The organism is Sphingobacterium sp. UBA5639, assembly GCF_002421245.1.
Lineage (GTDB): Bacteria > Bacteroidota > Bacteroidia > Sphingobacteriales > Sphingobacteriaceae > Sphingobacterium > Sphingobacterium multivorum.
Map to the genome: position 1 here is coordinate 121,741 of NZ_DIJR01000029.1, position 12,522 is coordinate 134,262.

Here is a 12,522-nt window from a genome sequence, read left to right on the forward strand (position 1 = left end):
TCATCATGAATAACCGAAATTATAATATTTACTTCAATACACATACCATTAGCGGCATTATCATCTGCGCCATCCTCTATGTGATATTTTTTGCGGGATCATTTGCATTTTTTAGAAACGAAATCGCTGCCTGGCAGAATAACACGTCGTATAAGGCCTATCGCGAAGATCATAAAAACGTTGATCATTTGCTCGACTCACTCAGAGGACAAACAAATTTGCATGGACGCGATATTACCTTTTATATGCACCGGGAAGGGACTTCAGCCTACTTGGGCTTGAGTGCATCCAACGATAGTATACTCAATAAAGAAAACCTGGCGAAGATCACGCCTGAACAAAAAGCTGCAAAAAAGAATAGCCGCAGAAGGGGTGGAGATGATGATTCAAAGAACTTTACCTATAATTTTGCCAATAAAAAGGCTGGAGACTATGTGCAGAATTACGATATGGGCGAGTTTTTATTTCGTTTGCATTTCTTGGCCCAGCTCAATCAGGTGCCGATTCGGGTAGGCATAGCGCCATTTGGTTATCTTATTGCAGGTATTACCGCTTTTATTTTTCTGTTTGCCCTTATTACCGGGTTATTGCTGCATTGGGATAAGATCGTCTCAAATTTCTTTGTGTTCAGACCCTTCAGTAAATGGAAAACGGTATGGACCGATATGCACACCGCATTGGGCGTCATTGGTTTTCCGTTTCAATTTATCTTCGCGGTAACAGGTACGTTCTTGATCATCAATTCAGTACTCGCTTTGCCGCTGAGCAAGTTGTTGTATGATGGTGATCAGCAAAAAATGTATCAGGAGATGGGGGTTAGTGCCGAAACCAATTTTCCTTATACCTACAAACCTTTAAATGCAGACATTAATATCGCTCCATTTTTAGATCTGGCAAAACACAAATGGCCGGAAGCCGATTTTCAGCGTATTACGATCAAAAACTACGCAGACTCCAATATGCATGTTATCATGGAGCTGGAACCGCATTTTAACAAAAGCTTTGCTGGATCGGGGCTGTTGTCTGTGCGAGCGGCCGACAATAAAGTTGTTGCCGAGAAATCACCAGTTAGCGATGCTAGCTATGCAGATGGGGTGCGCAGCATTATATACCGGTTGCATTATGGCGATTATGGAGGCTATCCGCTCAAGATGGTGTACTTTATTTTGGGAGTTATGGGGTGTCTTGTTATTATCTCGGGTATATTGATCTGGTTGGTAGCGCGTGACAAAAACAACGTAATTCCACGAAAACGAAAATTCAATTTCTGGGCGGCCAATATTTTCACGGCAATATGTTTGACGATGTTACCTGTCACTGCATTGACTTTCATTGCTATTAAATTGAGCCCTGAGGTCAATCAGGATTTTATATACCGCGTTTATTTCTATAGCTGGCTCCTATTTTCACTGTATTACATTATCCGGAGAAGCATACGCAGAACCAATCGCGAAACATTGCTGGTTGGAAGCATATTGGCATTTTTTATTCCACTTGCCAATGGTTTTATGACTGGTAACTGGATCTGGGATACCTTCCGCAATGGACAGCGGGATATTTTCGTCGTCGACTTTTTATGGCTGATGATCGGTATAATTGGTGTAATCGCCTATAACAAGACTAAAAAATTCTTTGAGACGATTCGTTAACAAAGATTCTTTTCTCTCTGCGAAGTGTATACACTTTGTTTTTTGATTCCAAGGGTGCTCACAAGGTGCCCTTGGAACGTTTATAGGGTACGGCTTAAATACCTTTAAGGTCAGATCCTGGTAGACAACGCCTCATGGCGCAGAGCAATTCTTATCCAAGGATACCATACTGATGATCGCGGAAATTTCCTCTTACAATACAGCCTTAAAAAATCGGCCGAGGCGCATCAGATCCTGTGCTGTCTTTTCGTTCCAGTCCACAGCATAGTTTAGCCGAATACAGTTCTTAAACTGATCGTGCTGTGTAAACATCCTTCCCGGAGCAAAACTCAACTTTTGCCTAAGCGCATAATCGTAGAGCACCGTTGAGTCTATCTTTTTGTCCAGCTCTAACCAAAGTACAAAGCCACCTTCGGGCTGCGACATTTTGGTATTTTCCGGAAAATGGGCCTCAATGCTGTTTCTAAAATTGACATAATTGCTGTACAGTTTTTTTCTGAAGCTATTGAGGTGATGGTCGTACCGGCCGATCTGCAAGAATTTGGAAACAGCTTCCTGGTAAATTGCAGGCTGCGAAATCGTTTGTATGAGCTTTTGTTTTAGGATCTTATCTTTGTATTGCCCGGGCTCAACCCAACCGAGCCGAAAACTTGGGGCTAATACTTTGGTAAATGATCCACACCACATCACCAGTCCCTCTTCGTCAAAATATTTGCATGGTTTGGGCCGTGACGAACCGAAATAGATGTTTCCATATAGGTCCTCTTCAATCAATGGAATATGGTGGTGTGCGAGCAGTTTGACAAGCTCTTTCTTGTGCTCCTCAGGCATGAGTGCGCCCAATGGATTGCTAAAGTTGGTGACAAAACAACAGACATCAATTTTATGAATAACTTTTTTCAGGGCATCCAATTCAATTCCCGTAATAGGGTGGGTCGGAATCTCGATGGTTTTGAGGCCCAGTAGTTGAAAAGCCTGAATAAAGCCAAAGTAAAGGGGGCTTTCTACCGCTATGGTGTCGCCGGGTTTAGTGACGGCACGAAGGCAGCTGTAGATGGCATTCATGGCGCCCGACGTGATAATAAGATCCTCGTCACTTATTTTTCCCTCAAGTACCAATGACCATTTGGCAATTTCTTTCCGTAAGCTCGGACTTCCCTGTACCTGTCCATATTGATCACCGTAATCATGCAGCTCATGAACCGACTCTATAATGCATCGATTAAGTTTCTGAATCGGAAGTAATGATGCACTGGGTAAACCCAGTGAAAAGCGTGTAATTTCCTTGTCTTCCAGGGAGTGGAAAACTTTATCGATCAATGCCGCGGGATCTTGTTTCTTTTCGTCGATTTTGAAGGTAGAAATGGACGGGATAGCCATCCGACGAAGCCCGGATCGGCTAACGAAATAGCCTGATTTGGGGCGTGATTCAATGAGCGATCGACTCTCTAGTTCCATATAGGCACTTTTTGCCGTATTTAAACTTACATTGTATAATTTCTGAGCGCTGCGGACAGAAGGTAAACGATCGCCATAGACCAAGGAACCATTTTTGATCTGGTTTTCAACAATATTGGCTATTTTTTTATATAACAGTTGCTGTTCCATCCTTATGCTAATTTACTGTTTCTGTTTTGATTTAACCAGTTATTATATCGGCGGATTCCTTTTCTGAGCGATTCTTCCGAACCAAATAGGTTCATCAACTGTTGCTCAAAGAAGGATTGCGCTTTGTTCATAAATACGTTGGAAAGCGTATCCGAAATAGGACCGTCGTAGGTCATTTCGACCGACAGTAAATTCTTTCTGCAGAGTATTACAGACGAAAAGGCTTTTAATTGATTGCCTTGGTCGAGCACCAGGAAAGGCATGCTTATGCGTGCTGTATCTACCTGCTTTTTGTTTTGTATTTCTTTGATAAGCGCTAAATCAGAAAGATCCACTTGTCTGATCAGATACGGTTGATGTGCAGTTGTCGCCATAAGAATAAATCTTTTTGCTAATTTAAGAAGGGTACAGGATGCTGTTTAGGTACAGAGTGCCGTTAAAATAGGGGTACAGAAAAAAATTAGGTTGCCCGGTGATTTTTGTAATTTCCATTTGAGATCTTTACACTACGAAAAGGATATCTCCGGATCTATAGATTATGAAGTAGTATGCACAGCTTATTTCCTTTATTTATCGCAATGATTGCGATCATCGTATTGATCGAAATGTGGGCGACCAAACTACGGGTAGCCTATCCCATTCTCTTGGTTCTGGCGGGGCTATTCATTAGTTTTATTCCCACTTTGCCCGTAGTGACGATTGATCCGGACGTCATCTTTCTCATTTTTCTACCGCCCTTGCTTTGCGAGGCTTCTTGGTCAATTTCGTTTAAGGAGATGAAGAAATGGTGGCGTATTATCGGGAGTTTTGCCTTCTTGGTTGTATTCTTTACGGCACTTTCTGTCGCGGTTGTTGCCAATTATTATATACCGGGGTTTACACTAGCGTTGGGCTTTCTGCTGGGAGGCATTGTGTCACCGCCAGATGCTGTCAGCACAGGAGCGATTATGAAATTTGTGAAAGTTCCCAAAGCTACTTCTGCGATCCTGGAAGGCGAAAGCCTATTAAATGATGCTTCTTCCTTGATCATTGTACGTTTTGCTCTTATTGCTGTTGGGACAGGTCAATTTGTATGGGGACAAGCTGCGGTATCCTTTATCTGGATGCTGGTCGGTGGTGTGGGTATTGGCCTGTTATTGGGTTGGTTTTTTATACAGGCACACAAGCGTCTACCGACAGATGCGCCCTCGGATATTGCACTTACCTTGATTGAACCTTACTTTATGTATTGGATCGCAGAGCAATTTCATAGCTCAGGGGTGTTGGCTGTCGTTGCCGGTGGCCTTTTGATGTCCGGTCAGCGGCTGACATTTCTCAATAGTACGAGCCGGGTGCGGGGGCTGAGTGTCTGGGAGAGTTTTGTATTTATCCTGAACGGTATCATATTTTTTATTATTGGATTAGATCTTCCGGAGATTGTTGCGGGTTTGCGGTCCAATGGAACGTCGCTGTTAGAAGCCATCGGGTACGGTCTTTTGGTAACGGGAGTATTGATCCTTGCTCGTATTATCAGCTCGTATGCAGCCATGATTGCTACCCTTATTTTTCGCCCGGGTGTGGCGCCAAGATCGAGATCTACCAAACAGCGTTTTCTAATGCCTCTTTTGTTGGGCTGGACCGGCATGCGTGGTGTGGTGTCATTGGCAGCAGCATTATCCATTCCTGTCGTTATGAATGGTGTGGATATTCCGCAGCGAAACCTGATCTTATTCATCACCTTTGTCGTGATCTTATCCACGCTCTTGATACAAGGGCTTACTTTACCCTACTTAATCAAAAGGACTAGACTATTTGAAACTTTTGGAGAAGAGCCCGAAGAGCAGGTCCGTAGTCGCATGAAGCAAGGGTTGAAACATCATGTTTACCAATTTCTAAAAGATAAACATGAGAAAGAGCTGCACAATCGTGATGTTATGGACCGCATTTTGAAACATTGGGAGGAAAAGGTGAATGCGGCCGATGATTCGTGGATGAATGAAAAAACGAAAGTGATATTTATGGAGCTTTTGGATGTACAAAGGGAGTATCTTCAGAAGCTAAACTGCGAGTAGACCATTGACGAGGGGATTGTTCGTTCGCAGTTATATCAACTGGACTTGGAAGAAGAGCGGTTGCGGCGGATTTAGTCATAGAATTTTATAAATGCCTCAGGGCAATAATGTATTTTTAACTAAAGGTTCCAATGAGGAGCCATGCTGAAATATGAAGGTAATTATAACAGGAGCCACCGGAATGGTTGGCGAAGGCGTTTTGCTGGAATGTCTACAAAATGAAAAGGTAACAGCCTTGCTGAGCATTTCCCGCCGGACTGCTGCCATTCAGCATCCAAAATTAAAGGAACTTTTGGTCGAAGACTTTACTAAACTTTCGCTATTTAGAGATGCGATTGCGGGCTATGATGCCTGCTTTTACTGTGCTGGCGTGAGTTCTGTGGGAATGAAAGAAGACAAGTACCGTTATATTACTTATGATACAACACTAGCTTTTGCAAAGTCCCTGCTGGAAATCAATTCGGAGATCAGTTTTATTTATGTTTCCGGAGGAAGCACCGATAGTACGGAGCAAGGCAAAGTGATGTGGGCTAGGGTTAAGGGTAAAACAGAGAATGATCTTGCCAAATTACCGTTCAAAAAGGAGTATAACTTTAGACCAGGAGCAATGACGACTGTTGCAGGGCAAAAGCATGCCAATCCCTTTGCTTTTGTGGCCAAAATAATCAAATTTTTTGCCCCTTCAGCAGTACTTTCCCTACATGAAGTCGGACGTGCCATGATACATGCCGTGGAAAGAGATAACGTTAAGAATATATTGGAGATTAAAGATATTCGGGCCCTTGCTTGACCGCTTTGTTAAATATTTATGTAGTAATCTGAATAATCCTGATTATTTGCAAATTATTTGACATAATTATAATTGGTTTATTCCTTCATAATCGGCCTTCTATTCAACTTGTTCGACCAGCTGTTGGCTAGAAATTTTCTCGAAATAGCTTTCCATCTCTTGGTTACACCTTTCTATAAACGTTTTTGTGCGTTTTTGCAATTCTATAATTGTTAGTGGATTTCCTTTATAATTTGCATTATATCTAAATTCCTGCTGTGCTTCCGTAATGTTTTTGAAGGCGTTAAGCTGATCTTGATGATCCAAGCAAAAAATGAAGTAGGCATCAGGAACTATCAATTTGCAGAGTTGCATGAGGAAAGTAAGGTTGACCCGTTGCGGTTTGTATTGAAGTACGGTATTGATTACGCCAAGACAAACTTGTTCCAGCGCTTGAGATAGCATAAAATATACTGCCTCTATACTTATTGCCGAGCAGTATTCCTCATAAGGCAAGTATAATGTGCGCGCATTATTATAGCGCGTCTTCCATTGTTGACGTACATAATCTAGATTTAGCTGTGGGGCAACGATGCTTTCCAGATCGATATTGGCCATGGATGTATTTTGCAACCAGATGTCACCTGCTTTCAGGAGTGAAAGAAAAAAGGGATGACCCTTTGAAAACTGTTTGCTGAAAACGGCTGAGTTTTCCAGGGCCAGCGTGAGCGACACATTGTTGGGAAGCATATCCGCAATGAATTGTGTTAAATTATTGAGTTCGCCATTTAAAGTCTCATAAGCAACAAAAATATAGTAGGAATGGGTGATGTGGTCCTTTTTGGCTCTTTGGAGCGCATTATGGTGTCTGTGATAATCAGAGTCATAACCAAAACAAGCAACCAAAGCAGGTGTACAATAACATTCAATTGCATTAAGAATAAGATCCCGAAAATTGGAGTTACAATAATTTTTTTTGTATATATCATTGTTATTTTTGTAATTTTCAACTTCGTTATTACTATTTTGAAGAATGGTTAGTTTTACCCTTATTTCTTCGTAGAGAAGATTGGAATAATCGTATATCCAGTTTAATGTATTGATCGCAATCTGATAGGCTGTTTCTAATACATCTTCATCGATAAAATAATCAAAGTGATATCGATAGTCGATGTAAGCCTTGTTAATTTTCTCCAAAGCTTGTTTTTTTTCGTTATTATCGGCTAGTGTACCGAGGCGATCGTCGAAAGCTCTGAGATAGTTTATATGGTTTTTTAAGGAATGGGACTTCTTATCCTCAACAACGAGGATATTTTCGGATGTTCGAAATGCAAGCTCCAAAGCTTGATGTAGCATGAATGCTGCGTGTGCATAATTTTTATGCTCAAAATAGAAATTGTAGCCATCAATAAAAGATCGAATCTTGCTCTTTTCCTTTTCGATATATGTCCGTGTTTTTTCGATGACTTCATCACTTTTATTATTGGGTAAGACAAGGGGAATCTCTTGCACAGGATTCTGATAAATGCGGTTTTCAGGTTGGCAAATAAGATAGGCCCGGCCTAAACCTTGATCCACTTTTTGTTGTATTTCGTGCGTGAAGTTCACATTGATATACACATTGGGATAGGAGCCAACAGTTTTGTTTATCAGACTGTTGGCGTCGGAAAATCGAATTCCGGCATTTGAGGTAAGATTGACCTGTAGCATCTGATACTTTTTACCATCGTGGTCAAAAGTCCATTGGTAGATTTCATCGACAGCAACAGCACGAAGGATTGCCTCGATAATAGGGTTAATATCGGTATTCATAATATGGGTTGAATAAATGGTTGTATTTAGTTTTACAAATTTCCTAAGCGATCGCCTTGGTAAATTTTATTTCATCTTTATTGGTAAGGAGATAGCAGAGCTCAATCAATTTTTGAAAGTTGAGGAGGAATTCAGGGATATCCAGATCCCCATAGTATACTGTGCCTTTGTTCAATACGAATCCTCTGTGCATGAGATCTGTAAGGTTGTCGCGCCAATCGAAAATTGGATAGGTAAATAGCATTTTAATGAGATAGTACTCTGGATAACTCGCTTCCAGTAGTGATAGAGCTGTGAAATTTCCAATTGTATTTTTGTCCCGGAATATATAATATAAGGAGACCTCTCGGCGTGGAGTTAATGCTATTTCTGCATCTCTATCAACAAACCAAAAGACTTCCTCGTATAAAATATCTAAGAGTGTTATTGACTGGGTAAATAGCCAAAATCTACTTTCAGGAATATATACTTTGAACGCATTATCCCAGCTTTTAAAGTCCCTCTCTGCTGATATATATAGGCTGTTAATGAATGCTTGCCAGTCCTGTAGATCTTCTCCTCCCAAAATGTTTTTGATTTTTTGGAGGGTCTCGGTCTTTTGTGGACTTTTCTTTATTTCACCTGTCAACGTGTTGATTTTTTCAGATGTTGGAGTTTCTTCCGCTAAATTTTCAGAAATTTCGCTCTTTACATTTTTTTCCTGATAAGATTCAGGGGTATTCGGCAGAATTGCATCTTCATAGATCTTTCCGAGAGCAGCAGCTAGACGTAGTAAGAATTCTTTTACAGCAAGAATTTCATGGCCGTTGTTGCCTAAAAAGCCGTTATCTCGGTCTCCTAAACTTATCCATAAATCATCAAGAATGCTGTACCATTGTTGTAAAGACTCGTAAGAAAAAAAACGGCTAATGCTGTCTGCTGCAGTATCAATATTGCTTGCCGATGAGTCTATTGCTAATAGCTGATTCCAGTAGTCTGAAACGCCTTTGTTGAACTTCAGCGGTTGTTCTATTGTTTTTAGTTTACATTTCCTAAAAATAACATAGGCCAATTCCACCTGTTCAATTAATTTTCTAGTGAGATATCCGGTAGAGGAACGTGGTGGGTTCATCTTTGCGTTTGAAGCCGCGTTAATTAGCGTATTTAGGTCCGCTAACCAGTCACGTATGGATGTTTCGCTTTCAAAGAACCCAATGAGATATTTCATCGGATCGTCGATGTGTTCTTGGGTTAAATAGCGAAAATGTTTCGCTTTTAGTTTCTTTTGCGTATTTTTCATCAGATTATATGTTTTAAAGTTGATGAAACTGCTGCTTGGGTTCATAATGATCTGTGCACTGATCTATAGCCCTGTTGGTTTCATTTGTTAGTTTTTGGTGAATGATGTGTTTATAATTATCAATAGTTAAGCTAATTTAAACACTAATTTTCAATTAATCAAATTTTATATTGATAATTATTGATTATGAGTTCTTTTTTAACGAGAATTAAAGTTATTGCAGATCGAGAAGGACTGAGCGTGACAGCCTTTGAAACTGCCGTTGGAGCTAGTAGAGGAGTATTTACACGTGCCTTAACCAACAATACAGATGTACAGGCGAAATGGTTAGTTAGTATTGTTGAAAAATATCCTGCATATTCTTCCGAATGGTTGTTAAAAGGCGAAGGTGAGATGCTAAAGCCCGTTCTTGCTCAGGAAGAAGAAAAGGAGGGTTATGTGACAAATGAAATTGAGGGCGTTACTAATGCCGTTGTCAACTCCTTAAGACAGGTTATATCGTCACAAAATATCACAATTAAATCTCAGGAGAAGACAATTATTTCGTTGGAGCGATTATTGTCAATTCAAGAGCAAGAAATAAAATCGTTAAGAAATAAATAAACAGCCAACATTTAAAAAAGCTATAAGTGAATGTAAAGGAACGTGTGCTGCTGATCGCTGAAACCAAAGGCATCAGTAAGACCGAATTTTTCAAAGATGTGCAACTTTCCTATGCAAACTTTAAGGGAGGGCAGAAAAATACTGCACTCAGTTCAGATGCTATGGTGGCTATATTGTCCAAACATCCTGACATTAGCCCAGCTTGGTTGCTCATGGGTGAAGGGACTATGATGCGAAAGGATGAGAAGGGGGCTCTCAGTGCTCTACCTGCCGAAAAAGCTCATGTCACTGCCGAAGGTCTTGGTATTTATAAACAGCTGGTCAATGCCTTAGAGCAAACGGTCAAGGCACAGGAAAAAACAATCCTCTCATTGGAAGGTCAGGTAAGTTTATTACAGCGCAAATAGCCACATTGCGTAGTTTAGAAACCAAACAATCTCCTGCCCAAAAAAAAGATACCTGATTCCGGTGATTTCATTGGCCTCCTTTTTGTTTTAATTTCGTTATTGCAACGGTGCGTGTTTGACCGGTAGCCAGGAAAAGTTTCTGTTGCATTTATTGATGTCTCGTTCCCTGCTGTTGATCGCAATGGAGCGACCACTGGTCATGTATTCAAAGAATTAATTTTATGCCAAAAAAAGGATTACTCATACTCTGCTTTTTTGTTAGTTGGTTTGTGCATCACGCAGTAGGACAGCCAGCGGGTCAACGGCCACTTTATACCTCAACATGGGGGCACCTTTTCCGTGAAGCAGGAAATAATAAAGACCTCTTGGGAGTTTTTCCAACAGAGGCACCTGTGTATCTGTTGGATTCCACCAACACGCATTACAAAGTGCAGGTGAATAATGGGGATATCGGTTTTATAGACCGTCAGCCTCTGAAAAGTGCCATGGATGGAAAAAGGTCTGCCGGAGAACCACAACAATATTTCTATCGCGGAACCGAAGGCGCTCAATGCCCACATTTCTATGTACAGGTCTCGCAATTGCGCGTGCGTAAGGCACCCAATACCACAAGTACCGCTGTGCGTAGGGCGGGGCTCAATGAAATGGTATGTATCGATTATGTGCCGCTCTACACAGATGGATGGGTCTACATCGGAGACCACTTCCATGAAAATCCGGAGTACATTCAGATGAAATTTTTGGGTGCTGAGTTAAGCTATGACAAGGTCCTTAAAGAATATTTGGCTGTCAAAGGGAAGGACCAGGAGGAAGAACTGATACAGGCAGGCCGTCTACGTGAAATCGGCTGGACGAAGTATTCCAAGTTAAAACAGGCGCTTACCTATTGGAAGGAATCTTACGACAAAGCGGGAAAAGTGGACCCCAAGGTTGATATCGATTTTGAACTGTTAATGGCCGATAAATTTCAACATGAGTTCCAGTCCGAAGTGTACGCAAAGAAACTGAAGGCCTTAAACTTCCATTTCGAATGGAAAGGAGTGTCTTTATTTGATGGTAAAATCACAGATGGACAAATGAAGCAACTGGCGCTGCAGGGGGTTACCGAAATCCCCGATATGCCCGAATGTGGCTGGGAGCCGCGGTATTATTATAAAACACCGAATATGATCGTTGCCTTTGAAGAAAATTATAAAGGCAAAGTGGTCGGAACCTTGTATAAGCTATTTTTTAGTGCGGGTGAAGCTATTGTGTTGGGGGACCAGCGGATGGATGCCAATTATGCGGAAAGAGACTTTGTAAACCACTTTGGTGAACTGCTTTCGGCAGACTGGATTTCAACGCCACATACTTTCTATATTCAAAATGGCGATGCAGGATTATTTATTTTCAGATTTGTTGATGGGAAACTCGCCAGCTATGAGTGTATGTATTATTGTTGATATTCGGAAATAGCGTCGGGGTCACGTAAAGACCTCCAAGTGTCTGAAAATGTCCCTCGTTTGTGTCTTTAGTAGGGGTTTTATTAACCATGAGGAACAGGGATGCTCAAAAAAGTAAGGCCCTTTGAAAGGAGATTAAAATTCCGCTTTCAAAGGGCCTTTGTATGTTATTGAAAACTTAAATTACACTATTTGCATTTCAAAGAGTTGGGCAATATGGCCTTTAAGTTTCCCTTTCACGTCTTCCATATCAACTTCTTTGCCAAGCTCCCGTTTTAAAGACGTTACATCCTTATCGTCGATGCCGCAAGGAATGATGTTGCCGAAATAATCAAGATCTGTATTGACATTGAATGCGAAGCCATGCATGGTCACCCAGCGTGAAGCACGCACGCCCATTGCACAGATCTTGCGTGCAGTTGGTTTATCCGGTTCTATCCATACTCCCGTAAACCCGGGATATCTCCCTGCTTCGATACCATAATCCGCACAGGTCAATATGATAGCTTCTTCCAGTGTACGCAGATACAGATGGATATCCGTAAAGAAGTTGTCGAGATCCAGTATCGGATAACCGACAATCTGTCCCGGACCATGATAGGTAATGTCGCCACCACGGTTGATCTTGTAGAATTTGGCCTCTTTCTCTTCCAGTCCTTTCTCATCTAGGAGCAGGTATTCCTCGTGCCCGCTTTTCCCTAAGGTGTAAACATGGGGATGTGCTGTAAAGATCAAGTAATTTGGGGTGTTTGCTGCTGTTGCATTGACTCTATTGTCATGTTTGATGTCCAATACGCCCTTAAAGATGGATTCTTGTCTGTCCCAGGCTTCCTGATAATCGACAAGGCCCCAATCTTGAAACTGCACCTCTTTGTTCATTTCGTATTTTATTAAGCTGTGAA

The 12,522-nt window shown here is 41.4% G+C and carries 11 protein-coding genes; 6 read left to right on the top strand and 5 right to left on the bottom strand.

Features of this window, described 5'->3' with window-relative positions:
* The first annotated feature begins 5 nt into the window (after positions 1 to 5).
* A complete protein-coding gene (locus B4Z90_RS17455) occupies positions 6 to 1,649 on the top strand; it encodes a PepSY-associated TM helix domain-containing protein (RefSeq protein ID WP_112375061.1) in 1,644 nt (547 codons plus the stop codon).
* Positions 1,650 to 1,841: 192 nt separating this feature from the next.
* Here the strand turns inward: B4Z90_RS17455 and B4Z90_RS17460 are convergent, their stop codons facing one another.
* Together B4Z90_RS17460 and B4Z90_RS17465 are read right to left on the bottom strand one after the other, a co-directional pair.
* A complete protein-coding gene (locus B4Z90_RS17460; protein ID WP_112375060.1) occupies positions 1,842 to 3,257 on the bottom strand; it encodes a PLP-dependent aminotransferase family protein in 1,416 nt (471 codons plus the stop codon).
* A 2-nt stretch (positions 3,258 to 3,259) separates the two neighbouring features.
* On the bottom strand, positions 3,260 to 3,631 hold the full coding sequence (locus tag B4Z90_RS17465; RefSeq protein WP_112375059.1) for a hypothetical protein: 372 nt from the start codon (positions 3,629 to 3,631) through the stop codon (positions 3,260 to 3,262).
* 174 nt (positions 3,632 to 3,805) lie between these two features.
* On the opposite strand from B4Z90_RS17465, the gene B4Z90_RS17470 reads away from it, so the two are divergent.
* Complete coding sequence (locus tag B4Z90_RS17470) at positions 3,806 to 5,308, top strand: Na+/H+ antiporter (protein ID WP_286802834.1); 1,503 nt, start codon at positions 3,806 to 3,808, stop codon at positions 5,306 to 5,308.
* Positions 5,309 to 5,459: 151 nt separating this feature from the next.
* The gene (locus B4Z90_RS17475) at positions 5,460 to 6,098 is read left to right on the top strand and encodes an NAD-dependent epimerase/dehydratase family protein (RefSeq protein ID WP_112375058.1); all 639 of its coding nucleotides are present in this window, start codon (positions 5,460 to 5,462) and stop codon (positions 6,096 to 6,098) included.
* A 99-nt stretch (positions 6,099 to 6,197) separates the two neighbouring features.
* Here B4Z90_RS17475 and B4Z90_RS17480 read toward each other — a convergent pair whose 3' ends face one another.
* A complete protein-coding gene (locus B4Z90_RS17480; RefSeq protein ID WP_112375057.1) occupies positions 6,198 to 7,889 on the bottom strand; it encodes a HEPN domain-containing protein in 1,692 nt (563 codons plus the stop codon).
* A gap of 43 nt (positions 7,890 to 7,932) precedes the next feature.
* Positions 7,933 to 9,168 (bottom strand): hypothetical protein, encoded by a 1,236-nt coding sequence (locus B4Z90_RS17485; RefSeq protein WP_112375056.1) that lies wholly within the window; start codon positions 9,166 to 9,168, stop codon positions 7,933 to 7,935.
* A 186-nt stretch (positions 9,169 to 9,354) separates the two neighbouring features.
* Between B4Z90_RS17485 and B4Z90_RS17490 the strand changes: the two genes are divergently transcribed.
* The 3 genes from B4Z90_RS17490 (at position 9,355) to B4Z90_RS17500 (ending at position 11,620) form a co-directional block, all read left to right on the top strand.
* On the top strand, positions 9,355 to 9,771 hold the full coding sequence (locus tag B4Z90_RS17490) for a hypothetical protein (protein ID WP_070561335.1): 417 nt from the start codon (positions 9,355 to 9,357) through the stop codon (positions 9,769 to 9,771).
* A 26-nt stretch (positions 9,772 to 9,797) separates the two neighbouring features.
* Positions 9,798 to 10,178 (top strand): hypothetical protein, encoded by a 381-nt coding sequence (locus tag B4Z90_RS17495; RefSeq protein ID WP_112375055.1) that lies wholly within the window; start codon positions 9,798 to 9,800, stop codon positions 10,176 to 10,178.
* Positions 10,179 to 10,399: 221 nt separating this feature from the next.
* Entirely contained in the window at positions 10,400 to 11,620 is a 1,221-nt protein-coding gene (locus B4Z90_RS17500) for a hypothetical protein (RefSeq protein WP_204990869.1), read from the top strand.
* A 183-nt stretch (positions 11,621 to 11,803) separates the two neighbouring features.
* Here the strand turns inward: B4Z90_RS17500 and lipB are convergent, their stop codons facing one another.
* Positions 11,804 to 12,499 (bottom strand): lipoyl(octanoyl) transferase LipB, encoded by a 696-nt coding sequence (gene lipB / locus B4Z90_RS17505; RefSeq protein WP_070561330.1) that lies wholly within the window; start codon positions 12,497 to 12,499, stop codon positions 11,804 to 11,806.
* Positions 12,500 to 12,522: the final 23 nt, after the last annotated feature.